The sequence below is a fragment of the Thiorhodovibrio frisius genome (genome assembly GCF_033954835.1).
Taxonomy (GTDB): Bacteria; Pseudomonadota; Gammaproteobacteria; order Chromatiales; family Chromatiaceae; genus Thiorhodovibrio; species Thiorhodovibrio frisius.
Genome location: NZ_CP121471.1, coordinates 4,954,899 through 4,980,127, shown reverse-complemented (window position 1 = coordinate 4,980,127; position 25,229 = coordinate 4,954,899). Strand labels below are relative to the sequence as shown.

The following is a 25,229-nucleotide window of genomic DNA, read 5'->3' as shown; positions in this document are numbered from 1 at the left end:
TCTTTGGGTTGAATTGCTGTCTTGACTCCCCGCCGGGGAGCGCGCCGCTGGTCCAGATCAACGATGCAGAATTTCTTCGATTTTGATCGCGTTTTGTCCGTTGAGTGTTCCGTATTTTCCACGGAAAAGCGGCACATCCTCAACATTCAGCACAACGTGATCGGGTAACTCTATCGGAATAATGTCGCCTGGCCGCACTCTGAGCAATTCCTCGACGCTCAGCGTCGCCTCGGTCAGCATGGAGCTGATCTCCACCTCCGCGAGCTGAACTTCATCCTGCAGGGCGTGCAGCCAGCGCTGGTCGACCCCTGAGCGGTCCGACTGTAGGCCGGTATCGAGATGCTCGCGGATGGGCTCGATCATCGAGTAGGGCAGGGTCACATGCAGATTGCCACCGCCGCCATCGAGATCGACGTGGAAGTCGTTGATCACCACGATCTCGGTGGGGCTGACGATGTTGGCGAACTGCGGATTGACCTCCGAGTTGATGAACTCGAATTTCAGCTCCATTACCGGCTCCCAGGCTTTCTCCATGTCGCGAAAGGCGGTGTTGAGAAGATTCTGGATGACGCGCAATTCCATCGGCGTGAAATCGCGCCCTTCGATGCGGGTGTAGAAGCGCCCGTCTCCGCCGAAGAAATTGTCGACCAGTACGAACACCAGCTTGGGATCGAACACGAAAAGAGCAGTCCCATGCAGGGGCGCTACCCGCACCAGATTCAGGCTGGTGGGTACGAACAGCGAATGCACATAGTCCGCAAACTTGGTCAGCCGGGTGCCCACCACCGAAATCTCGGCCGAACGACGCAGCAGATTGAACAGATGCACCCGCAAGTAGCGGGCAAAACGCTCGTTGATCATCTCGAGCGTGGGCATGCGCCCGCGCACGATGCGCTCCTGGGTCGCAAAGTTAAATTCCCGTGCCTCGCCATCGGCGGGAAAGGGGTCAGTCTCTGTATCGATATCGCCGCCATCGACACCGTGTAAAAGGGCGTCAATTTCGTCTTGGCTGAGGATATCGGTCTGCTGGGCCATGGCGCGTGCTTCCTTTCGTTAGATGCAGGGGGCTACTGCATCACGATCTCGTCAAAAAAGACATTCTCGATACCGGCCGGGGAGCCGGTGCGGACCAGGATTGCGGTGACAGTTTCGTGGACCTGCTCGCGCAGGGCTTCTTTTCCTTCCGGGGTGTTCAATTCAGCAAAGGTTTGATTGCCAAAAAGGGCAAGCAGATCATTGCGGATAATGGGGGTATGCAGCTCAAGTGCATCAATGACGGCCTGATTCCGGCTAGCTAAGACCACATTGACCCGCAGGTGGTTGGCCGGTTCATCGGGGGGCAGAGTCGCAGTGATGGGTTTGGCCAGTCGAAAGTAGATCAAAGGCGAGGGGCCAAGTTCCTGCTCAACGACCGGCTCATCGCTTCCGCTCAGCAGGAAAAACCAGGCCGCCGCACCACCGCCGCCGAGCAGGATGAGCGCCAGAAGAATCATCACAATCAGCTTGGTTTTGTTGCTGCCACCTTTGGCCGCTGCCTCGTCTTTTTTTGCCGGTTTCTTTGCCATGCGCGATTGTCCTGTCGGATGATCTCTGGATCGGGTTGTCTTTGGGTCAGATTGTCTTTGGCGTGGAGTTTAGCAAACCTGCATCCAACAGGATGCAAGGTACAACCGATTTTCGCGACACCCAGCCCGCAGCCACACTAGGGTAGCGCCAGAACGAGCCGAAATCTCACAGGGTTTCGGTATAGAATTCGGGCTGGCGATGTAACGCCATCCATGGCCGTTGCAAATCCTATCGCGAAGCTGCGGTCCACTCCGACATCGATTAGCGACAAATTGGCGACCATGAACAAAGACCAGATCAATAACCTGACTATCCTGCTGATGACGCTCGGCATTAGCGCGCTGTTTTTTAGCATGATCCATCAGTTTCTGATGGTCATGTTCCTCTCCGGGCTGTTCAGCGCTCTGGCCCGGCCGTTTTATCTGCGCCTTGATCTCTGGTTGGGCGGGCGGCATCACCTGGCCTCCCTGGTGACTCTGCTGGCGATGGTGTTCATTATTCTGATCCCGCTGGTCAGCCTGATCGGTATTGTGGTCGCGCAGGCCATTGATGTCAGCCAGTCGGTTACCCCATGGGTAAAAAAGCTGAGCGAACCAGGCGTGTTCGCCGCAGAAATCACCCATCTGCCCTTCTATGACGACCTGCTGCCTTACCGCGATTTACTGATTTCAAAAGCCGGCGAAGCCGTCAGCATGGTGAGCAAATTTTTGGTGGGCGGGCTGTCGTCTCTCACATTGGGCACGGCCAATGTGGTTTTCATGGCCTTTGTGATGCTTTACACCATGTATTTCCTGCAAATGGACGGCGACAAGTTGGTCGAGCGGATTCTCTACTATCTGCCGCTCAAAAGCAGTGACGAGCATCTGATGCTCGATAAATTCACCTCGGTGACCCGCGCTACCCTGAAAGGCACCATGCTGATCGGCGCCATGCAGGGCACTCTGGCCGGCATCGCCTTTGCTGTGGCTGGCATCAACAACGCGGTATTTTGGGGCACTGTGATGGCTGTGCTGTCGGTCATTCCCAGTGTGGGCTCGGCGCTGGTGTGGATTCCGGCAGTGATCATTCTGATGGTGCAGGGACAAATGGCCAATGCTGTCCTGCTGGCCCTTTTCTGCGGCCTGATCGTCGGCAGCCTGGATAATGTACTGCGCCCGATTCTGGTCGGTAAGGACATAAAAATGCACGAGCTGATGATTTTTTTCAGCACCCTGGGCGGCATTATGATGTTCGGTATTCCCGGGATTTTCATCGGCCCGCTGATCGCCTCGCTGTTCATCACTATCTGGGAAATGTACGGAACCACTTTCAAGTATTTGCTGCCGGCGGTGGAGTGGACCCCGACCGCGCGGCCGCTTGGCCAGCCTGAACCCGCAGCCGATACCGACACCAATGCAACAGATACCGCAGACGCGCCCGACCCCCAAGTGACACAAGCGCCTGCCGTGGAATCAGACGCAGCCGACTCAGCGCGGGAGCCTGGACATGCCTGAGATGGGAGCTGACGGTCTCGGTGGCAGCGCCAACCGAAGCTTTATGGGAGCGCTGATTTATTCATCATTTGAAATTTGAGGCATCGGCGAATCAGCCGCTTACCTGGCGGTCAAAGCCAAGAATTCGAATAAATCAGCGGTTCCTTAGCAACTGCGTTTTCGGTTTTGGGCCGGGCAGCGCTCTTGGGGGCGCTGCCCGGCCCAAAAGAAGCCGAAAATCCCTGTCTGCCAGGAATAGTTTCCTCAGGCGCTTTTGGCCTTACCTGCTGCCCGTGCCGCTAGGGCGATGAACAAGTAAGACCAGCCGTTAAAAATCAGCTCAACGGCCACGAACAGACCGATTACCCAGAAACCGGACTGAGGCCATTGGGCGATGATGAGACCGCCTAGCAGCAGCGAGATCAGGCCGGAGATCAGCGGCCAGTACCAACCCGGCGATGGGCGCATCTGAATACCAAGCATGATTCGGGCGATGCCGACCACAATGAGCACGGCACCTAGTGTCAAGGTCAGGGTGATGGCCGTGAGGATGGGATTGAGGACAATCAATAGGCCAGCGATAACATAGAACAAGGCAATGAGGACATGCAGCAGAATACCGCGCCAGCCGTGGCACTTGATTGCCTGCATGATTTGAAATACCCCGCCTAGAATCAGCAGCGCGGCAAAAAAGCTCAGGCTCGCCTCAGTCAGCAGGAAGGTCATGCCAAGGCCGACGGTGCCAAGCAGGATCGAAAAAATTCCAAACGCCATCAGCCAACCCCAGTTCTTTTCGAGTTCACCAAAGAGCCCGAGCGGAAGCGTGGCACCTGTCGGCGCGGCTTGATTGTCAGTCGTCATCTTGCATCTCTCCCATTTTTGTCAATTGGCATTGTTGTCAATTGGCCGTTGTCAAACGGATGTTGTCGTCGATTGAGGCTAGGTTACACCGCTCGCTCGACACTCAGATTATCAATCAAGCGCGTGTGGCCAAGATAAGCCGCCGCGAGAATCACCAGCGCACTGTCGCTGGGACGGGGTGAGGCCAGATCCTCCGCCCGCCGCACGCTGAAATAATCGACGCGCAAGCCGATGGCATTCAGGCGCGCCAGTCCTCCGGCTTCAACTCCAGCCACCTCGGCTCCCTGCCGCAGAGCCTGGGCCGCTTTTTGCAGTTGCAGTTGCAGGTGCGGCGCGATGGCGCGTTCTTCGGCGGACAGATAAGCATTGCGGGAGCTCATTGCCAGTCCATCGGGCTCGCGCACTGTGGGGCCAGCGAGAACCTCGACCGGCAGGTTGAGATCCCTGACTAGGCGCCGGATCACCACCAGTTGCTGAAAATCCTTCTCGCCAAAGATGGCCGCATCCGGCTGGACTGTATTGAATAGCTTGGTGACCACTGTTGCCACGCCGTCAAAAAATCCAGGGCGGCTTTGGCCACAGAGCATCTCCGAGAGCCCGGGCACATGCACTCGCGTCTGGCCCTCGCGACCCTCGGGATACATCTGGGCATCCGGGGGCGCGAACAGGGCATGCGCGCCTTGCGCCTCAAGCTGCTCGCAATCACGCGCGAAGGTGCGCGGGTAGCGGTCAAAATCTTCATTGGGGCCGAACTGCAAGGGGTTGACGAACAGGCTAACAACCACCCTGTCACTGCTCTGCCGCGCCAAGTCCACGAGCGATAGATGTCCGGCGTGCAGGGCGCCCATGGTTGGCACCAGAGCAATGCGCAAGCCAGCATGGCGCCAGTCGGCTATCTGGGCCCGGGCGGTGGCGATCTCGGTGAAAATTTGCATGCTTGAATCCCAGGAGCTGAATAACATCAGAACAGAATTTGCTCAGGTCCTGGAAAGGTTCCGGTTTTGACCGCAGTGACATAGGCATCGACCGCGCCGCGCAGCCCATGGCTTTGCCCTGTGAGAAAATCCCGGCTAAAACGCGGTTGCCCGGTCACACTGGCACCGAGCAGGTCGTGCAGCACCAGAACCTGGCCATCGCAGTCGGCACCGGCACCGATGCCAATCACCGGCAGGCTGAGACTTTGGCTCAGTTCGGTGGCCAGCGCCGCCGGCACGCATTCGAGCACGAGCAATTCAGCGCCCGCCTGCTGTAGCGCGAGCGCGTCGGCGCGGATGCGCTCGGCCGCGGCAGCATCGCGTCCCTGATAGCGATAGCCGCCAAGGCGATGGACCGACTGCGGCAGCAGACCCAGATGGGCGCACACCGGGACGCCGAAATCGCTCAGCAGCCTGATAGTGTCTAGCACTTGACTACCGCCCTCGAGTTTGATCATCCGCGCCCCGCCGTCGCCCATCAGCTGGCGCGCGCTTTCGATTGCCTGCGCCGGCGTGGCGTAGCTCAAGAAGGGTAGATCAGCAATCAGCAGCGGAGCCGAGATGGCACGCGCCACGCAGGCGCTGTGATAGACCATGTCATCGAGCGTGACGGCAAGGGTGCTGCCATGTCCCTGAATCACATTGCCCAGGGAATCGCCGACGAGCAAGACCTCAACACCGGCGCTTTCTAGCAGCCGGGCAAAGGTCGCGTCATAACAAGTCAGGCAGGCGATGCGCTGGTGCTCACGCTTCATCCGTGCGAGTCGTTTTAGGGTGATGCTGTCCATCGTCTTGCGAGCGGTTGGCGGGGGGCGAAATGGCTAACCTTGGTGCCTGATGTGCTTGGCTGGGTGCGAATGGGGCGGCACCCGAGAGCACAACCGATATTAGGCCGGAGGTGCTGTTTGACCGGAGGGATCGGTCGCCGGCTGATCGGTCTTCTCGGCTGGTGCCTTGCGTCGACGTCTGCGCCGGCTCTTGCGGCTGGGCTTGCGCTCCGTTGCCATGGCCGCGCGCTCTGATGGGTTGACCTCCTGGAACTGCGTCCACCAGGCAGCCAGCTCCGGGTCGACCTCGCCGGACTCAGCCCGCAGCAGCAGAAAATCATAGGCGGCGCGGAAGCGCGGATGCCCAATTAAGGCCAAGGGCCGCTTGCCCCGACGGCGTTCGAGCGCCGGCTGCAAAGCCCAGATCTCGCGCATCGGCAAGCCAAATCGCTTGGGGATGGCCACATACGCCTGCTGACGCCCGGCGATCATACTCGAGGCAGTGGTCATGGCCTCCGACCAGCCATGGCCAGCCTCAAGCAATTGTAAGTACTGACGGCGTACTGGCTCCCACAAGAGCACCGCAAACAGAAAAAAGGGCGCTATAGGCTTGCCTTCCTGAACGCGGCGGTCGGTGTTGTCCAGCCCCCGGTTCACGAACGTGATGGGGAAATCCTCCTCCTGCATTGCGAGGCAGTCTTCGGTCTCAGGGAAGAGCTCGGCAAACAGCCCATAATGGCGCAGCTTCTCGAACGCCGGCAGGGCGAAGCCGGCCTGGAACAATTTGAGAATCTCTTCAAACAGCCGCGCTGGCGGAACATCGCGCAACAAAGGTGCCAGCTCGACCAAGGGCGTCTCGCAGCGCGGTTCGATCACAAAACCCAGCTTGCAGGCAAAGCGCACCGCGCGCAGCATGCGCACCGGGTCTTCGCGATAGCGGGCGATCGGGTCATCGCCGATCAGCCGCAGCCTCCCGGCGGCAATGTCGGCAAGTCCCTCGACATAATCGACGAGCGAGAAATCCGCGATGTTGTAGTAGAGCGCATTGACGGTGAAATCTCGTCGCAAGGCATCCTCGGCGATAGAGCCAAATACATTGTCGCGTAGGATCATGCCGTTTTCGATTTGGCGCGCATCCTCGTCACCAAGATCGACATTTGCCGCCCGGAATGTTGCGACCTCGACGATCTCAGCACCAAAGAACACATGCGCCAAGCGAAACCGTCGCCCGATCAGCCGGCAGTTGCGAAACACCCGCCGCACATCCTCGGGCCGCGCGTCCGTGGCAACGTCAAAATCCTTCGGCTCGTGGCCAAGCAACAAGTCGCGCACACCGCCGCCGACCAGATAAGCCTGATAGCCGCTCTGCTTCAAGCGATTGAGCACCCTGACCGCATTCGCGCTGATATTGGCGCGCGAAATGCTGTGCTCCGGACGAGGCACAATGCTTGGTGTGGGTTCGGTCAAGGAAGACAAGGAAACTAAAAATACCCCAATATGTGAAAACGCCTGTCTACGAATAAAGTGGCTCTGTAAAGCGATGCCTGGATGAGCGCACATGAAGGGCTCGCGCCTTGCCCTGCGGGAAACGTCCGGCCAGAAACGTCTGGCGGGCAACATCCGGCGAGCGATGAATCTTTGTCATCAGCTTGAGCCTAAGGACGAATCCCGTATAATACGCGACTCTTCATCGCTCGTCCCGCTCCCTTCGTCTAGCGGTTAGGACGCTGGCCTCTCACGTCGGTAACAGGGGTTCGAATCCCCTAGGGAGCGCCATCTAAAAAAGCTGGTTTGCCAGGCACTTGCTGATTCCATCCTTACTCACCTCATCCTTCCGTTCACAGTCCCGACCATCCGGAAAATGAATCCATGTGATTCGCAGTAAAGCCAAACACGGCCGCTGCTAGACCGGGTTCGCGTTCCATCAGCACTTGACTTCTGTTATCAGGCTGTATGTCACGTCCGCTCCAAGCCTGCGTCGATCTCGCGGCGATTCAGCACAATTATCGTCTCGCCCGGGCCTGCGCCGGCGGTGCACGGGCGCTGGCGGTCATTAAGGCCAATGCCTACGGGCATGGCGCCGTGGCGGTTGCTCGCGCCTTAGTCGCTGAGGCTGCGGCCTTTGGCGTGGCCTGTGTTGAAGAGGCGCTGGAACTGCGCGAGTCTGGCATTCACACGCCAATTTTGTTGCTTGAAGGCCCCTTTGAGACTGCGGAGCTGGAACTGGTGGATCAGGTGGGGCTGATGACTGTGGTGCATGACGCGCGCCAGCTCGACTGGGTGCTGGGTGCGCGTCCGCAACAGCCGCTTAGCGTCTGGTTGAAGATCGACACCGGCATGCACCGCCTCGGACTGACACCCGAGGACGGTCGCGCGGCCTATGCCAGGCTAGCCGCCTGTCCCCATGTTGGCGAGCTGGTGCTGATGACGCATTTCGCCCGCGCCGATGAGGCCGATCCGGGGCCGACGGATCGTCAGTTGGCAGATTTTGCGACCCTTGCGGGTTCCATCCCGACTGTCAGACCGGCTACCAGAGAAGTCGCGCGCAGTCTGGCCAATTCCGCCGCCATCCTGACCCGGCCAGATACGCATGCCGAGTGGGTGCGCCCGGGCATTATGCTCTACGGGCTCGATCCGCTTGACCATCCTCACCCGCATGCCGCCTTGCTGCGCCCAGCCCTGTGCTTCGTTTCCGAGCTGACGGCGGTGCGGGAACTCGCTGCCGGCGAGGCCATTGGTTATGGCGGGCGCTTTGTCTGCGAGCGCCCGACCCGTGTCGGGGTGGTGGCCACCGGCTATGCTGACGGCTACCCGCGTCATGCGCCCGATGGCACGCCGGTGGCCGTGAATGGGCAGCTCACACGCTTGATTGGGCGCGTCTCCATGGACATGCTGATGGTTGACCTGAGCGAGCAGCCGCAGGCTCAACCCGGCGATCCAGTCGAGCTTTGGGGTACTCAGGTCAGTGCCAATGCCGTGGCTGCGGCCAGCGGCACCATCAGCTACGAACTCCTGACCGGCCTGTCGCGCCGGGTGCCGTTGCGCTATGTCGAGGCGGCGAGCGACTGAAATCTTCGTGCAAAGCTCGGCAAGCGCAAGAGACTGGCCGCCCCGCCAGCTTAGCTGGCTGGCGACGCCAGGTCCTCTTGCGGCGGCATGGTGGACAGGGACGGTTCGCCAGTCGCTGGCCAGCGGTCCAGCTCGAGGGTTTGGGTCGGGAAAGCAAAGCTCACGCCAAGATGTTCGGCCAGATTCAAAATCTCGGTCAGCACGCGCTCGCGCTCCAGTAGCTCCTGGGTCCAGTCCGGCATCAGCAGATGCTCAGGTCGAGCGTGCGTGTTGTCCGGCGCAACAAAATTCCGGTATTGGGTTGCGGCCAGAGCGAGTCTCCGGCCAGTTCGTAGGCACGATTGAGGTTGTCAATCAGGCTCTCGAGGGTTGCGCGCGCTGAGCGAGGCGACGGGAGAGGAAGTTTTCCGGAGGCATTAATTGATCCAGGTCAGTTTTATGCAAAATGGGATATTCACAATATCTAGTGTCTTCTATAATCTTTACCACAATATCTTGTGTCGTTATCCCCCGAAGCCCTCCCATGTCCCACGCTCACTCCAGCCTCGCCAGCCTACCGCGGCGCGTTCGCAAGCGCGACGGGGAGGAAGTGCCATTCGCCGCCGCACGCATTGAGGCAGCCATCCTGAGCGCCGGACGCGCGAGTGGCGAATTCGACGAACTCGAAGCCGGCCTGCTGACCGCGCAGGTGGTCAAGGTGCTGGCGCATCGCTTTGATAGTGGACGCATCCCGGATATCGAAGACATCCAGGATGTGGTCGAGCAGACGCTGATTAGCGCCAATCATTTTGAGACTGCGCGCTCCTATATCGTCTATCGGGAGCAGCACCGCAAGCTACGCCACGACCAGCGCACCCTGGTGGATGTCGCCGGCTCCATCAATGAGTATCTTGATCGCTCCGACTGGCGCGTCTCGGCCAATGCCAATCAGGGCTACTCCCTCGGCGGGCTCATCCTCAACACCTCAGGCAAGATGATCGCCAACTACTGGCTGAGTCACGTCTATACGCCTGAAATTGGCGAGGCGCATCGTGAGGGCGATTATCACATTCATGATCTTGACATGCTTTCGGGCTACTGCGCCGGTTGGTCGCTGCGCACTCTGTTGAACGAGGGCTTAAACGGCGTTCCCGGTCGGGTCGAGGCCGGCGCGCCCAAGCATCTGTCCTCGGCCATCGGGCAGATCGTCAATTTTCTCGGCACCTTGCAAAACGAATGGGCCGGTGCCCAGGCATTTTCGAGCTTCGACACCTATCTGGCGCCCTTCGTGCGCGTAGATCAGCTCGATTACACCCACGTGCGCCAGTATATCCAGGAACTCATCTATAACCTCAATGTCCCCTCGCGCTGGGGCACCCAGACGCCCTTCACTAACCTGACCTTCGACTGGGTTTGCCCCGAGGATTTGCGCGACCAAGTCCCCCTGGTCGGCGGCGTCGAGCAGTCTTTCACCTATGGTGAACTGCAAGACGAGATGGACATGATCAACCGCGCCTACATTGAGGTGATGACCGCAGGCGATGCCAAAGGGCGGATTTTCACCTTCCCCATTCCGACCTACAACATTACGCCGGATTTTCCCTGGGAGAGCGAGAATGCCGAACGGCTGTTTGAAATGACAGCCAAGTACGGCTTGCCCTACTTTCAAAACTTTATTAACTCAGAGTTGACGCCGAACATGGTCCGCTCTATGTGCTGCCGGCTGCAGCTCGACCTGCGCGAGTTGCTCAAGCGCGGCAACGGGCTCTTTGGCTCGGCCGAGCAGACGGGCTCCCTGGGTGTGGTGACTATCAACTGCGCGCGCCTTGGCTATCTGAACCGGGGACGCGAGAAAGAACTCTTTGCTGCGCTTGACCGCCTGCTGAATCTGGCGCGCAAGAGCCTGGAGTTGAAGCGCAAGGTGATTCAGCGCCACCTAGACGCCGGACTCTTTCCTTACACCAAACGCTACCTTGGCACCCTGCGCAATCATTTCTCGACCATTGGCGTCAATGGCTTAAATGAGATGATTCGCAACTTTACCGATGATGCCGAGGATGTCAGCACCGAATGGGGTCGTGCCTTCGCCAGTGAGTTTCTCGATCATGTGCGTGCGCGCATGGTGGCTTTCCAGGAAGAAACCGGCCACATGTACAACCTGGAGGCCACGCCGGCCGAGGGCACCACTTATCGCTTTGCGCGCGAGGACAAAAAGCGCTACCCGGACATCCTCCAGGCCGGCAGCGAGGAAACCCCCTACTACACCAACTCATCCCAGCTTCCAGCCGGTTTTACCGATGATCCCTTCGAGGCTTTGGCCCTGCAGGAAGCGCTCCAGTCGAAATACACCGGCGGCACCGTGCTGCATCTTTACATGAGCGAGAAGATCAGCTCGACCGAGGCCTGTAAGCGCCTGGTACGCCGAGCACTTGAGAACTTCCGCCTCCCTTACATCACGGTGACGCCGGTGTTCTCTATTTGTCCGCATCACGGCTACATCGCTGGCGAGCACAAGTTCTGCCCCAAGTGCGATCAGGAACTCATCGCCCGCAAGCGCGCCGAGGCTCAGTCCGCCGAACTGGCCGTTACTGGCGGCGACCCGGCAATGGCCGCGAATTCCTAAGGGCGAATTTATTCGCCCATTGAAAACAGGCTGCAAATTTATTCTCCCGTTCAAAAAGAGCTGGCGAATTTATGTGCTTGTTCAGATAGTTAAGCAGAAAAATATTTTTCAGAAATCCTGCGCTAAGTGACTAAATTATTAGGCGAATTAATTCGCCTTTACCGATCGGAGAAAACTCATGCTGACTGACGACACCATCGAACTCCGCGACGAAGAAAGAACCCCCTGCGAGGTTTGGACCCGGGTCATGGGCTACCATCGTCCGGTTTCGGCCTTCAACGCAGGGAAACAATCAGAGCATCGCGACAGGCTGATGTTCAGCGAGCAGCCCCAGGGTTGCGAGCAGCGTCGGAGCCAATGCACAACCCGGCGCGCCACTGAGCGTCCAGTCGAGCAAATCCGCCAGCTCGAAGCTGCCTGAAGACCTGCCTGTACCGAGCATTCTTTTCTGTGCGCAGCCGCAGTTCATTGCTGGGTGCAGAATTGGGCTCATTGCCGTATCCGGAGCCACCATGACCTTCGCCGTTCAAGCCGCTGAAACCACTCCGATGCATGTGCCGAATCCGGTGCAAAGGCCATCGTTTCAGCCTCGGGGCGCGGTTTCAAAGGCCGCCGCTGCCCAAGCCCTGCGCCTTGGTGGCCTGACTCCAATGACTACCGCCGACTATCCCGGCGAGTTGGCAGCGACCCTCTTTTGCCAGGGCTGCCCCTGGCGCTGTGCCTACTGTCACAATGCCCATCTGGTGGATGCTGCAGATGAGCCGGCGCTCGACTGGTCGGAGGCGCGGGAGTTTCTCGTCCGGCGCCGTGGCCTGCTCGATGCAGTCGTTTTCAGCGGTGGCGAGCCCACAGCCCAGTCGGCACTGCCTGCCGCCATTGCCGAGTTGCGCGAACTCGGCTATAAAATTGGCCTGCACACCGGTGGGCCTTATCCCCGGCGCCTCGCTGAGGTTCTGCCGCTGGTTGACTGGGTCGGGCTGGATATCAAGGCCCTGCCTAGTGACTATTCGCTGGTCACGGGCGTACCCGGCTCGGGTGAAAATGCCTGGGACAGTCTCGCACTGGCAGTGGAATCCGGCATCGCGCTCGAAGTCCGCACGACCCCCTTGCCAGGGCTCGACTCCCCCGCCTATCTTGAGCACCTGATGCAAGAACTCGCGGCAGTTGGCGTCTCACGCTACGCCCTGCAACAATGTCGCCCGCATTCCCTGCTTGAAGCCGAACTGCGCGAGCGTCTGCCCACCCAGCTTGCCATCCCGGACGCGATGCCTTTCGCGCATTTCGAGCTGCGCGCGATCTGAATCCCTTGCGGCATTGATTTCGCTGGTCATTGATTGCGCTCTTGCTCAGTTTGGTGGCCTAGACTCGGCATTACTCACCTTAGCGCTTGCCAGCGAGTTTTAAGGGGCTATGCTTGGGACAGCCTGCTCGATTTTCGAGCAGCCGCTCGCCCATCCACCTGCTGGAGATCCCCTCTATGGCTATTACCGCCTTTATTTTTGGAGTGCTCGTTTATATGGGCTTTCGTGTGTTTGCCCGCGCGCTCTATACCGTCAAGCCGAACGAGCGTGCGGTGCTGACGTCTTTTGGTCGCGCCCAACGGATCGGCGACGCTATGGTCACCGATGACAGTTTGAACGAAGAGGAAAAGAAACGCTATCAATTCCCGGTGCTGCATACCATCGGCCCCGGTGGGCCTTACTTCAAATGGCCCTGGCAGGAAGTGCACAAGGTCGACGTCGCGACTCAGGCACTGGATGTGACCTGGGATCCAACTAAGCGCCAATCCACCATTGAGGCAGTCACTAAAGATAATCTGACTACGGGCGTGAATGGCCAGATTCGCTTTCGTGCCTCCGAAACCAATCTTTACGCCTACCTGTTTGGCATCGACAGCCCGCTTGAGCATGTGATGGGCTACTTCGTCTCGGTACTGCGCGAGCGCATCGCCAATTTTGTTGACCCCAAAGGCCAGAGTCTGGTGGGCCAGAGCGAAATGCAAGGCGAGGAGGGTGGTGGTCCGGCAGTCGATTTGTCCGAAGGGGTATCGATTAACGATTTGCGCAAAAACCTGCCGCTGCTGAACGACTACATGGAGCAGCAATGCCGTTCTACCGGCACCCGCTATGGCATTGAACTGGACGCGGCCCTGATCACCCAGATTGACCCGCCGACCGAAGTCGACCGCGCGCTGTCGGCCATTAACTCCACCCGCAACCAGGTGGCTGCGGACATCAGTACCGCACGTGCTGATGCCGAGCAGCAGATCACAATGAGCAAACGCGCAGTAGAGATTGCCAGCAACAATGCTCAGGCTGAGGTGGCGCCACTGCGCGAGTTGGGCGAGACGCTGATCAAAATCAAGGCGACCGGCGGTCCCGAGTCTCTGCGTGCCTATCTGCGGAACATGCGCATTCCGCTGCTGAAACAGGCGCGGCGCATTGTCCAAGTCACCGCCCCGAGTCGCTGAAGGAGGACACTGTCATGTTCATCGATCAAGGTTACGGCGCGGCCATCGCGTTTTTCTTCGGCCTGTTCTTTATTCCGCTGGTACTCGGCCTGTCGCGCTCCCTGGGGCTTTATGCCGTCGTGCAGGAACGCGAGGCGCAAGTCTTCACCCTGTTTGGCAAGGTCATCGGCACTCTGGACGATGCCGGCCTGCGCTTTCCCGTCAGCCACTTTGGACTCAAAGCGTTGTTGCTGCCCTTTTTTGGCAAGCGTTATCTGGTTAGCACCGCGCTTAAGCAGTATTACCTGCGCGATCAGATGGTCAATTCCGAGGAAGGCACGCCCATGGGTGTGGGTATTTGGTACGAGATGCAGGTCAGCAATCCGGTCTCCTATCTATTCGTCAACGCCAACCCCGAGGGCTCGCTCCAGGCCAATGTCGCCAGTTCGACCATCTCGACCCTGTCCAATCTGGAAATGGACAAAATGCTTGAGGACCGCCATCAGCTTAGCCGAAAAGTGCGCGCGACCGTCTCCCCGCTATCGGAAAAATGGGGTTACAAGCTGGGTTCGGTCTATATCCGCAAGGTCGCCTTCACCGACCGTCAGATGGTGGACAATATCACGGAGAAAGTGGTCAAGCGCCTAGTCCAGGTGACCAGCGCCATGAAACAAGACGGCGAGAACCGCGTCGGCCTGATTAAGAGCCAGACGGCTTACAAGGTCTCGCAGAAAATGGCCGAAGCGGCCGCCACCCGCCCGGCGGTGGTGGGTGCCGCACTCAACGATCTGCGCCAGAAAGATCCGGACGTGCTGGCCGCCGTGCTGGATGTGATGGAAACCGACCAACTCATTGCATCGCGCGCCGAGGTTGATGTGCTGCCGGCCGATGCGCAGATGCTGGTCGAGCTTGGCGGGGCCAGTGGGCCGGCGCCGTTGGCGCTCGATAGTGACGCATTTTCCTGAGGTTGTTGGCGCCCCGGCTCGGGGCGCCTCGATGCAATACTTAATTGCAAGATTAAGAAGTTAGCGAAACAGGCTGACTAATAAGCAAAATATTTTTCATCGTCGACTTGCTTTTTGGTTTTTTTTGATTAAGCTTGACAGCATGAGTCCGTTGTTTTGCCGCCACGCCTGCGAGCGGAGCATGCCATGAACAAGCTTTTTCTCCCTTCGTCCATCCAGAACAATACCGTCGAGACCGCCCCGGATGCGCCTCCCGGAGGCGTCGATGCCAGCGCGCATCTGTCGCGGCGCGCTTTCCTCGGCAACCTGACTCTGGCCACGGGCGGTCTGCTGCTCGGCGGCCTGCCTGACGTACTCGCCGCCGCACCAGGTTCCCTGCAAGCGCAGGTATCGGCGCTAGTCAATCGCATGCGAGCCGAGGGGCGCATCTCGTCGAATGAGCGCACCTCTTGGTCGATCTACGACTTCTCCTCCCGGCAGAAACTCGTCGCCATCAACGAGGACATTCCGCGTCAGGCGGCGAGCATGATCAAGCCCTTTGTGGCGCAAGCCTTTTTCTACACCACCGAGCGGCGCGGTTCCGGGCTGAAATACACAAGTTCGGTGCGCGATATCATGGAGCAAAGCATCCGGCGCAGCAGTAACAGTGCCACCAATGAACTCATGCACATGGTGAGCCGCGGTAACGGGAACCACGGGCCGGGGGATGTCGAAACCGTGCTGAAAAGGCAGGCGCCAGGCGTCTTTCGCGAGACCAGTATTGTCGAATACATCCCGGCTGGCGGACGCACTTATCGCAACCAAGCATCGGCGCACGACTACAGTCGCTTCCTGTTCGCGCTCTGGCACAGCCGGCTACCGCAAGCACAAGAGTTGCGCGAAATCATGGGCCTTCCCAATCACGACCGCATTACCCGTCGTGTCAGCAGCATTCCCGCCAATGTGCGCGTCTACGACAAAACCGGCTCTACCGCGCGTCTGTGTGGAAACATGGGCATTATCGAGTGTCGGGACAGCCGTGGACGGCCAATGCCCTATACCTTCATTGGAATCATTGAGCGCGACAGCCGTACCGAGTCCTACACCAGTTGGATCTCGGCACGCAGCAACGCGATAAGGTCCGTCTCGAATCTGGTCTACCTCTACATGAAAGATCGCCATCAGTTGGTCTGAGGAGGCGCTCTGTCGGCGTCCCTCCAGATGCGCCCTCCAGAAGGGTCTGCAGCGTCGCCAGTGACCGCTGCCCGGTCCGAAACAAGCCGATAATCCATGTCAGCTGGATATCAACTTTACTTGTCGCAAGTTGGCATCTCGTTAAGCCCCGCGCGCGCCTTCAAATAGGCGATTGCTCCAGCCTGCTGGCCGGGGCGCGCGCTGCCCCGCCTTCGCGCAACGTCAAACATTCCCCCACCCTGCGGCTGCCTGAGTTTCTCGCAGGCAGTTCTGCCAGCGACCGCTTCATCCGCTCAGGGCGCTGTTCTATGACCTCGGCATGATCGTGCATCCAGTGGATGGCGCTGGTGGCGCTGCTCAAACACAGGTCTGTTAGTCGGTCCAAGACGCGCCTGGATGCAGCCGGTCCTTGGCAAGCGCGAACGAATCCATTAGCATCTGTCATTGATAATTCATAATCACGAAGCCGGACAAGGGGCTCAAGTAGGCGACCAACCACCATCGCCTCGGCGTTCGCCCTGTCGCTTGAGCGCGTCCTGATCGATTCGGCGCTCGAACTAAGCACTGCAAGATTTGGGGTTTGCTCCACTGACGCACTGTATGGGCGTCCCGCGCCAAGTCGGTCTGGCGCGCGAGATTCGGCATTGGTGTTCGCGCGCCAGGACAAGAACTGGTTTTGTTTGACTATTGGTAGCCCCTTCCACGGCGCCTGATGTAAGCGAGGTTTCGCATGGCTGACGCCAAGGGCAAGTCCCGCCGCCTAATCCTTTTTGTTGTCATTATCTTCGTCGCCGGCATCAGCTTTGCGGGTTTATTTAGTGCCGGCTTGAGTGCCACTAACGAGATGGAGTTCTGCGTCTCCTGCCACACGATGCAGACCAATTATCTGGAATATCAGGACAGCTTGCACTTCAAGAACCAGTCCGGCGTGCAGGCAACCTGTGCCGACTGTCATGTACCCAAGGCCTTTTTCCCTAAGATCGCGACCAAGGTGATCGCGGCCAAGGATGTGTATCACGAGATTATGGGCACCATCGACACCCCGGAGAAGTTCGAGGAGCATCGCTGGGCCATGGCGTCACGGGTGTGGAAGAAGATGGAGCGCAGTGACTCGCGCGAGTGCCGCACTTGCCATGATTTCAACAACATGGATTTGTCAGAGCAGGGCCGCTCTGCGCGCAGCCGCCATGCGCGCGCCGAGGACAAGGGCCAGACTTGTATCGAATGCCACCAGGCCGTGGTGCATCAGATGCCGAGCAAGCCGAGGGGGGAAGACGATGGCTAGCTCCCAGCTCAAGACTTCACTCCAAGCCCGGCTGACCCTGCGCTGCGGTTGGGCGCTGGCAGCGCTGCTGTTACTCGCGAGCACTGCTGGTGCAGGCAGTGCTACCGAGACAGACCTTGATCGCGAGTTACGCCTCTCGGCGATGATTGGCGATACCGACACCATCGCTGCGCTGCTCGACCAAGGCGCCGAAGCGAATGCTGCCAATCAGTTCGGCAAAACGGCGCTGATGATGGCGGTCGAAAGCGACAGCATGGATACGGTTGCCCTCTTGGTTAGCCGGGGCGCGGATATCAACGAGCGCACAGTTGCTGGCTGCACGGCGCTTACTTTTGCCGCCGAGAATGGCCACATCGGCATCTCCGCGCTCCTGATCGAGCGCGGCGCCCATGTTCATGACCGCACCCGTGCCGGCTGGGATGCGCTGATGATCGCCAGCCGCCACGGCATTGCCGAGATGGTGCGGCAACTGCTGTTTCGCGGTGCCGACCCGCGCGCCGCTGACAAAGACGGGCGCACCGCTTTTATGAACGCCGTTGCTGCCGGTCATCTGGAAACCGCGCAGCTGTTGCTGCAGGCTGGCGCGGAGATCAATAGCCGCGACAACGAAGGCGACACCCCGCTGATCATGGCCGCTGATAATGGCCACCAGGCCGTCCTGGACTTGCTGCTGATGGCCGGCGCCGATGTGAACGCGCGCGACCAGCTTGGCATGACGGCACTGTCCTGGGCGGTGACCGACGGCTTCGCGCCCATCGCGCGCCGGCTGCTGATTGCTGGGGCCAACCCCAATTTGGCCGATGTCGATGGTGTAACGCCGCTGATGGCGGCTGCCAAAGAGGGAGATGGCAGGCTAGTGCGCGTGCTGCTTAAGCATGGGGCCGACCCTGAAGCTCGGGACCAGGATGGTCGCTCGGCGCTTGAGCTGGCGCAGGCCGCCGGGCATGAAGGGGTGGCGCAAGCGCTGAGTGGAACGGCTCGCTAGCGATTTTGGAGGAAATCACCTTTGAGGTGCTCCATTAATGGATCAAGACGCGCCCCGGAAACCTCGGGCTCGTCCCAATTACCCCAGTGACTGAAAGGAATTAGCCATCTTTACTGAGACTCCGGGATCAGCTTTGTAGGAGGGGCAGCCAGCAAGACAGCTATGACGCCAAGTCCCCCACAGACCGCCTTGCAGTGACGCCCATTGCGCACCAGCAAGCTCGCAGACTATTAGCAACAGGGAGTCCGGTCTCCCGCACAACCAAAGGTCGGCGACATCGACCAATCTTGAAAACTAGGAGGAGGAACCATGACCAAGCAACCCCCAACCCACGCCCTGATCGGCGCCGCCCTGGCCCTTGGGCTCGGCTCCGGCATGGCCGCAGCCGAAACCGCCACCGGCACCATGCTCGCCAACACCTGTGCCGGATGTCATGGCACTTACGGCAACAGCCAGGGGCCTGCCACCCCGACCATCTCCGCGATGGACCCGGTTGTCTTTGTCGAAACCATGCAGTATTTCCGCGATGATGAAACCTACTCGACCATCATGGGCCGGATCGCGCGTGGCTACAGCGACGAAGAACTCGAGAAAATGGCCGAGTATTTCCATCAGCAGGAATTCGCACCCGCCAAGCAGGACTTCGATCAGGCTCTGGTCGACAAGGGCGCCGATTTACATGAGCAGTACTGCGAAAAATGCCATATCGAGGGCGGCAAGCCAGTGCCAGAGGAAGAGGACTACTACATCCTAGCCGGTCAGTGGACGCCCTACCTCAAGTACGCCATGAGCGACTTCCGCGATGGTCGCCGCGAACTGACCAAGAAAATGAAAAGCAAGCTCGAGTCCATGCTCGAGTCGAATGGCGAGGATGGGCTGGCCGCGCTCTGGGCCTACTATGCGAGCCAACAATAAGGATCTGGGAGGAGAATGGCTATGAGTATGAATCGACGTGATTTCGTCAAGACCACCGGGGCGCTGGCCGCCGTCAGCACCCTGAGCTTTCCGCACATTGCGCGTGCCGAGAGCAAAAAAGTCGTCGTGGTCGGCGGCGGCACTGGCGGTGCCACTGCGGCTAAGTATCTGAAGCTCGGTGATCCGAGCATTGATGTGACCCTGATCGAGCCGAACAAGAGCTACTTTACCTGCTATATGAGCAACGAAGTACTGAGCGGGGAACGCTCGCTCGACTCCATCGAGCACGGCTACGAAGGGCTGAAAGGTCACGGCGTCAAGGTGGTGCACGATACTGCCGCCGGCATCGATCCGGACAAAAAAGTCGTCAAGACGGCCGGCGGAGATGAATTTCCCTACGACCGCTGCATCGTTGCCCCTGGCATTTCGCTGCTCTACGACAAGATTGAGGGCTATAGCAAGGAGGCCGCCGAGAAGATTCCGCATGCCTGGAAAGCAGGCAGTCAGACCAAAATCCTGCGCGGCCAACTCGAAGCCATGGATGACGGCGGAACCGTGGTGATCGTCGCCCCGCCGAACCCCTTCCGCTGCCCTCCCGGCCCCTATGAGCGCGCCAGTCAGATCGCCATGTATCTCAAGGAGGCCAAGCCCAAGTCCAAGGTACTGATTCTCGATTCCAAGCAGAAGTTCTCCAAGCAGGGCCTGTTCACCCAGGGTTGGGAACGTCTTTACGGCTTTGGCACCGAAAACGCAATGATCGAATGGCAGCCCGGTCCGGAGGCAGCCGTGGTCAGCGTGAATCCGGACGAGATGTCGGTCGAGACTAGCTTCGGCGACTCGGTCAAGGGTAATGTGATTAACCTCATCCCACCCCAACAGGCTGGAAAGATCGCCCAAGAGGCCGGACTGGCGGACGACAGCGGCTGGTGCCCGGTGGATAAGAAGACCTTTGAATCAAGCCTCCATGCCGGTATTCATGTGATTGGCGATGCCTGCATTGCCACCAAAATGCCCAAGTCCGGCTACTCTGCCAACAGCCAGGCCAAGGTCACAGCCGCCGCCATCATCGCCATGCTCAATGGCGACGAGCCCGGCATCCCGGCCTATGTGAATACCTGCTATTCCATTGTCGGCAAGGACTATGGCATCTCGGTTGCCGCGGTCTATCGTCTGAGCGAGGACGGCTCAACCATCGCCGGTGTCGAGGGTGCCGGCGGCCTGACACCCATGGATGCCCCCGAATGGGCGTTGGCGCGTGAAGTCCAGTACGCGCATAGCTGGTATAACAACATCGTTCACGACATCTTCAGCTAAGCGGATCAGCCCTCCGCAGCCCGGCGCGGCACCCCGGCCGCGTCGGGCTCCCCCCCTTCTCAGGCAGCTGTCTGCCTGCAAGCCAGCACCTCAAAGCCCACCAGATTGCGCGCTTCCTTGCGGAACTCACCGCCGATAAGATGATTTTGTGGTGCGCCCTGTGTTCCTTTCGGGTTTGCTCTATCGGATGCGCGAGCACCCAAGCGCGCTTTGAATTGGTATAGTCTGAGCGCTGGATTCGTTCCTTCCATCAATCCACTGCTCATGCTGCCCGCGTCCGCCATTTTGCCTGCATCTAATGGTTCAGTCTGTCTCCACCCTTCCTGATTCGACGCTGGAGGATCGCCCGGCGGCCGAGGTGTGGCTGCGCGAGTTAGACAGCCATTACGAAGCTCTGGAGTGTGAGCGCATTGCCGCTGCCTGCACGCTCATGATCGACTGCCGTGGCGAGTCGCGGCTCGATACCGGTGAGAGCGAAGCACGCCATCGCCTCGCCACTGCCGACATTCTGTTTAATCTGCGCATGGATGCCGATACCCTGTGCGCAGCTCTCCTCAATGGCTGCCTCGGCCGCGAGCAAGTGACCGAGGATAGACTGGCCGAACGCTTTGGTCCCGGCATCGCGCGTATGGTTGCCGATCTTGGGCGCATCGGCGCCCTGACCAATGTCGCGCGCATCATCGCCGAGAAAGACCAGCACGAGCATGAAGAGAACCTGCGCCGTCTGCTGCTCGGTATCGCTGAGGATGTGCGCGTGGTGCTGGTGGTGCTGGCCGAGCGCTTGCAGCTAATGCGCGCCGCCAAGCTGCTCGAACCCGCCCGCCAGACGGCTCTGGCCGAGGACACCGAGCGCGTCTACGCGCCCCTGGCTAACCGGCTTGGCGTGTGGCAGATCAAATGGGAGCTTGAAGATCTGGCGCTGCGCTATCGGCATCCGAAGGATTACAAGCGGGTGGCCAGCGCGCTGCGCGAGCGCCGCGCCGAGCGCCAAGACTATATCGCCCGAGTGATCGAGCGGCTGCGCGAGGAGTTCGCGCGCGCCGGCATTGAGGCCCAGATCAGCGGGCGGCCGAAGCATATCTACAGCATCTGGCGCAAGATGCAGCGCAAGCGGGTGGATATTGAACAGATTTTCGATCTGCGCGCGCTGCGCGTCATCGTCGCCGACATTCCCGCCTGCTATGCGGCCCTTGGCGTGGTGCATGGGCTGTGGAAGCACATCCCGCGCGAGTTCGATGATTACATCGCCACGCCCAAAGGGAATCTCTATCGCTCTTTGCACACGGCGGTGATTGGCCCCGAAGACAAGCCGCTCGAGGTTCAGATTCGCACTCAAGAGATGCACGAGCATGCCGAACTCGGCGTTGCCGCGCACTGGGCTTACAAGGAAGCCGCAGGCCATGATGCGGATTTTCACCGCCGGGTGGTGTGGATGCGTAACTGGCTCGAGCTGCAGAATGACTGCGATCAAAGTGGCGAGCTGCTGGCGCGCTTCAAGGCCGAGTGTGAGCCCGCGCATGTCTATGTGCTCACGCCCCAGGCCAAGGTGATCGAATTGCCCAAGGGCGCCACACCGCTTGATTTTGCCTACGCCATTCATTCGGAGATCGGCCACCGCTGCCGGGGCGCGCGGGTCAATGGGCGCATCGTGCCCCTGACCCATCAGCTCGCGAGCGGCGAGTCGGTGGAGATTCTCACCCAAAAGAATGCCAGCCCGAGCCGCGACTGGCTCAGCCCCCATCACCATTATATGGTGACCTCGCGCGCGCGCCACCGGGTGCGCCAGTGGTTTAAGTCGCAGGACTTCGACCGCCATCTCGCCGAGGGGCGCACGGCGCTCGACAGGGAACTTGCGCGCCTGACAATCGATGCCAAGCCCATGCTCGATCAGGTCGCGTCGCGCTACAATCTGCAACGCGGCGAGGATGTGCTTGCCGCCATCGGTCGGGGCGATCTGAGCGTCGGCCAAATCGCGCGCCAGGTCGGTGAGCCGCGCGCGCCAGCGGGGGAGAACGCACAAGCCAGCCAGGCCGAGCAGGCACAACAGTTCACCTTCAAGTCGCGGCAGGCCAGAACGGGCGCGACAAATAGCAGCAACCGCGAGCCGGACATTATCGTGCAAGGAGTCGGCGATTTGATGACCCAGATCGCCAGTTGTTGCAAGCCGGTTCCGCGCGATCCCATCGTCGGCTTCGTCACCCGCGGGCGCGGCATCCGCATTCACCGCCAGAACTGCCGTAACATCGCCCATCTGCCGCCCAGCGATTGCGAGCGTCTGGTCGAAGCCCACTGGGCCGAGCAGTCGGCCGATAGCCGCTTCGCGGTTGATGTCCGGCTGCTGGCTAGTGACCGTCGCGGACTGCTACGCGACGTCTCCGCCGTCCTCGCCGATGCCAATGCCGATGTTGCTGGCGTGACCACGCACAGCGACCGGCGTGCCGATGTCGCCAGCATGCGCTTTACGCTGCGCATTGCCGGTATCGACGAGCTTGAACGCCTGCTCGCCAAGCTGCGGCAAGTGCCCGACATCTTTGAGGTGAAGCGTGTTTAGCCGGCCTGCGCGGCTGCTGGGCGTCTTACTTGCGCTGCTGTTTGCCCTGGCGGGGCTTTTCGGGCTTGGTCTGCAAGCCGCCGGTGCGGAGATCGTCCCACTCGAGCAGAACTGGAGCTACCGCTGGGGCGATTCGCCCTTCGGGCCAAACGAAACACCACTGTGGACGCAGACAACCGAAGACGATGCATGGATTGCCATCGATTTCCCATCCAACCCACCCGGTCGCGGTGGGCGTGAGAACATCTGGTACCGAGTCACGTTGCCGCCGCTCGACTGGCGTGATCCGGCGCTTTTCATCTTTAGCGTCGATACCATCGTCGAGGTCTATCTCGACGGTCAGCCGCTCTACCGCTTCGGGACATTCAGCGCCGAGGGCAAGGGTGAATTTGCCGGCTGGCCCTGGCACATGATCCCGCTACCGCAGGATGCTGGCGGCAAGCTGCTCTATTTTCGTGTGTTTTCCGACTATATAGACATCGGTCTGTGGGGTGAACTCCTACTTGGAGAGCGCATCGCCCTGTTGCAACGGGTTCTGACGCAATCCGTCGAGCGACTGATTACCAGCAGCTTTTCGTTGCTGATTGCCATTCTGGCGCTGATATTCGCGCCGCTTGAGCGTGACCGCCGGGGTTTTGGCGCCATTGCGCTCTTCGCCTTCGCCTCCGGCGGCATGTTGCTCAGCGGCGCCCAGGCCGCACTGCTGATTTTCAATCATCCGTTGCTGTGGGAATTCATTGGCGCCGGCGGCTATTATCTGATTCCCGTCGCCATCGCGTTGCTGCTTGAGCAGTGGCTGCGCCCGGATCGCAGTTGGCTGCTGGTTGTCATTCGCCGGCTGCATCTGGCGTATCTATTTGGTGCGCTCGCGCTTGCCGGACTCGGGTGGGTCTCAGTAGCCAACACCTATCCGGTGTTCGACGCACTCTTTGCCATTACCCTGCCCATCATGATGCTGCCGGCGCTACCGCTGGTGCGCGCTGGCACTCTGGAGCAAAAGCTCATCCTGGCCGCAGTGGCCCTGCTTGGGCTGCTGTTGATGCTGGATATGGCCGTGGCGCACAACCTGCTGCCCTGGACCCAAGTGCCACTAGCCTGGGGCGTGCTGTCGTTCTCGCTGGCCATTGTCGTGATCTCGGTGCGGCACTTTGCCAGCACCCAGCGCGAATTGGCGGTGTTGAATACCTCATTGGAGACGCAGGTCGCCACGCGTACCGCCGAGCTTGAGCGCTTGGTCGAGCGCGAGGCGGCTCGCGTCTGTTTGCTGGAGATGGAAAACCGCAAGGGCGCCCAACTCGAAGTTCTGATCGCGCGTTTACAGAACTGCGAACGCCTGTGTGCCACAGAACAGGTGCTCAACGATAGCTTGCCTGGATTGTGCGAGCCTCTGCCCGGCGCGTTCTATCGCGTCGGCGCGGCTGGCGAGGGTCGCGCGCCGCGCGTCACCTGGGGCGATCCGCCTCCCACGCTGGATGAGAGCCTGGCTGCTCCCGTGCCTAGGTCGGGCAGCGGCGAGGAGACAGACCGCAGCACCGACACGACCGCCAGTAGCCGCATCTGGCCGTTTCGGTTGCATTACGAGCACCCGCAATTCGGGCGTACCGACTTTGGCCTGTTGTTGCTGCGCGCACCCGCCGGCGAGGCAAGCGATCAAACAAGCAGCAAGGCTGGCGGGGAGCTGCCCGAAGAGACCTTGCTCTGGTGGCGATTCCTCGAGCGCGCGGTAGAAAAAATTAACCTGAGCCTGTCGTTGCTCGCGCTGCAAGACGAGTTGCGCGTGCTCTCCTATGAAGACGGCCTGACCGGACTGAAAAATCGCCGCTTTCTCGATGAGATACTGTCACGAGAGATCGCCGTGGCCGAGCGCCAACGCACACCGCTGTCGCTGGTGATCTGCGATGTCGATCACTTCAAGCGCTTCAACGACAGCCACGGCCATGCCGCCGGGGATGCCGCGCTCAAGCAGGTTGCCGGGCAGCTTCGCCGGGTGTTTCGCGAGACCGATCTAGTCTGTCGCTATGGCGGCGAGGAATTTGTCGCACTCATGCCTGCCGCCGGCATCGATTCGGCCCGCGAGCGCAGTGAGGCATTGCGTAGCTTGGTTGCCGCCGAGCCGATTCAGGTCGAGGGCCTCATGCTCGGGCCCGTCACCCTGTCGGCCGGCATCGCCAGCTACCCTGAGCCAGTCGCGGACCCGAACACCCTGATGATGCGCGCCGATGAGGCGCTGTATCGCGCCAAGCAGGCGGGCCGCGATCAGGTGGAGCTGGCGGTTTGAGCG

At 60.0% G+C, this 25,229-nt stretch carries 22 protein-coding genes and 1 tRNA gene; 15 read left to right on the top strand and 8 right to left on the bottom strand.

Annotation, left to right across the window (positions count from 1 at the left end; translation table 11 throughout):
* Window positions 1-57: 57 nt before the first annotated feature.
* Window positions 58-1,035, bottom strand: coding sequence for a flagellar motor switch protein FliM (fliM, locus tag Thiofri_RS22690; protein ID WP_009148730.1), 978 nt, complete (start codon window positions 1,033-1,035; stop codon window positions 58-60).
* Between the two features lie 32 nt (window positions 1,036-1,067).
* The gene (locus tag Thiofri_RS22685) at window positions 1,068-1,565 is read right to left on the bottom strand and encodes a flagellar basal body-associated FliL family protein (protein WP_009148729.1); all 498 of its coding nucleotides are present in this window, start codon (window positions 1,563-1,565) and stop codon (window positions 1,068-1,070) included.
* Window positions 1,566-1,847: 282 nt separating this feature from the next.
* On the opposite strand from Thiofri_RS22685, the gene Thiofri_RS22680 reads away from it, so the two are divergent.
* Complete coding sequence (locus Thiofri_RS22680) at window positions 1,848-3,059, top strand: AI-2E family transporter (RefSeq protein WP_040855801.1); 1,212 nt, start codon at window positions 1,848-1,850, stop codon at window positions 3,057-3,059.
* Window positions 3,060-3,302: 243 nt separating this feature from the next.
* Here the strand turns inward: Thiofri_RS22680 and Thiofri_RS22675 are convergent, their stop codons facing one another.
* The 4 genes from Thiofri_RS22675 to pcnB form a co-directional block, all read right to left on the bottom strand.
* Window positions 3,303-3,899: an HdeD family acid-resistance protein gene (locus Thiofri_RS22675; RefSeq protein WP_009148727.1), complete on the bottom strand. Its 597-nt coding sequence runs from the start codon at window positions 3,897-3,899 to the stop codon at window positions 3,303-3,305.
* An 83-nt stretch (window positions 3,900-3,982) separates the two neighbouring features.
* Complete coding sequence (gene panC / locus Thiofri_RS22670) at window positions 3,983-4,834, bottom strand: pantoate--beta-alanine ligase (protein WP_009148726.1); 852 nt, start codon at window positions 4,832-4,834, stop codon at window positions 3,983-3,985.
* Window positions 4,835-4,860: 26 nt separating this feature from the next.
* The gene (panB, locus tag Thiofri_RS22665) at window positions 4,861-5,661 is read right to left on the bottom strand and encodes a 3-methyl-2-oxobutanoate hydroxymethyltransferase (RefSeq protein WP_009148725.1); all 801 of its coding nucleotides are present in this window, start codon (window positions 5,659-5,661) and stop codon (window positions 4,861-4,863) included.
* 99 nt (window positions 5,662-5,760) lie between these two features.
* Window positions 5,761-7,200 (bottom strand): polynucleotide adenylyltransferase PcnB, encoded by a 1,440-nt coding sequence (gene pcnB, locus Thiofri_RS22660; protein ID WP_009148724.1) that lies wholly within the window; start codon window positions 7,198-7,200, stop codon window positions 5,761-5,763.
* A 141-nt stretch (window positions 7,201-7,341) separates the two neighbouring features.
* Here pcnB and Thiofri_RS22655 point away from each other — a divergent pair.
* Window positions 7,342-7,416 (top strand) — tRNA-Glu (locus Thiofri_RS22655).
* A gap of 177 nt (window positions 7,417-7,593) precedes the next feature.
* The gene (alr, locus tag Thiofri_RS22650) at window positions 7,594-8,709 is read left to right on the top strand and encodes an alanine racemase (protein ID WP_009148723.1); all 1,116 of its coding nucleotides are present in this window, start codon (window positions 7,594-7,596) and stop codon (window positions 8,707-8,709) included.
* 50 nt (window positions 8,710-8,759) lie between these two features.
* Here the strand turns inward: alr and Thiofri_RS22645 are convergent, their stop codons facing one another.
* Window positions 8,760-8,951, bottom strand: a complete 192-nt coding sequence (locus Thiofri_RS22645; RefSeq protein WP_040855799.1) for a hypothetical protein — start codon at window positions 8,949-8,951, stop codon at window positions 8,760-8,762.
* A 281-nt stretch (window positions 8,952-9,232) separates the two neighbouring features.
* Between Thiofri_RS22645 and Thiofri_RS22640 the strand changes: the two genes are divergently transcribed.
* The 10 genes from Thiofri_RS22640 to Thiofri_RS22595 all read left to right on the top strand — a co-directional run bounded on the left by Thiofri_RS22640 (window position 9,233) and on the right by Thiofri_RS22595 (window position 20,397).
* Window positions 9,233-11,311, top strand: coding sequence for a ribonucleoside triphosphate reductase (locus Thiofri_RS22640; RefSeq protein WP_009148722.1), 2,079 nt, complete (start codon window positions 9,233-9,235; stop codon window positions 11,309-11,311).
* A gap of 178 nt (window positions 11,312-11,489) precedes the next feature.
* A complete protein-coding gene (gene nrdD, locus Thiofri_RS22635) occupies window positions 11,490-11,732 on the top strand; it encodes an anaerobic ribonucleoside-triphosphate reductase (RefSeq protein ID WP_009148721.1) in 243 nt (80 codons plus the stop codon).
* A 91-nt stretch (window positions 11,733-11,823) separates the two neighbouring features.
* Complete coding sequence (locus tag Thiofri_RS22630) at window positions 11,824-12,612, top strand: anaerobic ribonucleoside-triphosphate reductase activating protein (RefSeq protein ID WP_009148720.1); 789 nt, start codon at window positions 11,824-11,826, stop codon at window positions 12,610-12,612.
* Window positions 12,613-12,788: 176 nt separating this feature from the next.
* Complete coding sequence (locus Thiofri_RS22625; protein ID WP_009148719.1) at window positions 12,789-13,781, top strand: SPFH domain-containing protein; 993 nt, start codon at window positions 12,789-12,791, stop codon at window positions 13,779-13,781.
* A 14-nt stretch (window positions 13,782-13,795) separates the two neighbouring features.
* Entirely contained in the window at window positions 13,796-14,725 is a 930-nt protein-coding gene (locus Thiofri_RS22620; protein WP_009148717.1) for an SPFH domain-containing protein, read from the top strand.
* Window positions 14,726-14,911: 186 nt separating this feature from the next.
* Window positions 14,912-15,898: a serine hydrolase gene (locus Thiofri_RS22615; RefSeq protein WP_009148716.1), complete on the top strand. Its 987-nt coding sequence runs from the start codon at window positions 14,912-14,914 to the stop codon at window positions 15,896-15,898.
* Window positions 15,899-16,628: 730 nt separating this feature from the next.
* Entirely contained in the window at window positions 16,629-17,183 is a 555-nt protein-coding gene (locus Thiofri_RS22610) for a NapC/NirT family cytochrome c (protein WP_009148714.1), read from the top strand.
* Window positions 17,176-18,168: an ankyrin repeat domain-containing protein gene (locus tag Thiofri_RS22605; protein ID WP_009148713.1), complete on the top strand. Its 993-nt coding sequence runs from the start codon at window positions 17,176-17,178 to the stop codon at window positions 18,166-18,168. Before Thiofri_RS22610 ends, Thiofri_RS22605 begins: the two co-directional genes overlap by 8 nt.
* 309 nt (window positions 18,169-18,477) lie before the next feature.
* Window positions 18,478-19,083, top strand: coding sequence for a c-type cytochrome (locus tag Thiofri_RS22600; RefSeq protein WP_009148712.1), 606 nt, complete (start codon window positions 18,478-18,480; stop codon window positions 19,081-19,083).
* A gap of 21 nt (window positions 19,084-19,104) precedes the next feature.
* Window positions 19,105-20,397 carry an FCSD flavin-binding domain-containing protein gene (locus tag Thiofri_RS22595; RefSeq protein ID WP_009148711.1) on the top strand — a complete coding sequence of 431 codons (1,293 nt, stop codon included), beginning with the start codon at window positions 19,105-19,107 and terminating at the stop codon, window positions 20,395-20,397.
* Window positions 20,398-20,456: 59 nt separating this feature from the next.
* On the opposite strand, the gene Thiofri_RS22590 is transcribed toward Thiofri_RS22595, so the two are convergent.
* Complete coding sequence (locus Thiofri_RS22590) at window positions 20,457-20,663, bottom strand: hypothetical protein (RefSeq protein WP_143741881.1); 207 nt, start codon at window positions 20,661-20,663, stop codon at window positions 20,457-20,459.
* 32 nt (window positions 20,664-20,695) lie between these two features.
* Between Thiofri_RS22590 and Thiofri_RS22585 the strand changes: the two genes are divergently transcribed.
* Window positions 20,696-22,948 carry a RelA/SpoT family protein gene (locus tag Thiofri_RS22585; protein ID WP_009148710.1) on the top strand — a complete coding sequence of 751 codons (2,253 nt, stop codon included), beginning with the start codon at window positions 20,696-20,698 and terminating at the stop codon, window positions 22,946-22,948.
* Complete coding sequence (locus Thiofri_RS22580) at window positions 22,941-25,226, top strand: sensor domain-containing diguanylate cyclase (protein ID WP_009148709.1); 2,286 nt, start codon at window positions 22,941-22,943, stop codon at window positions 25,224-25,226. The genes Thiofri_RS22585 and Thiofri_RS22580 overlap by 8 nt, the downstream gene beginning before the upstream one ends.
* Window positions 25,227-25,229 lie beyond the last annotated feature (3 nt).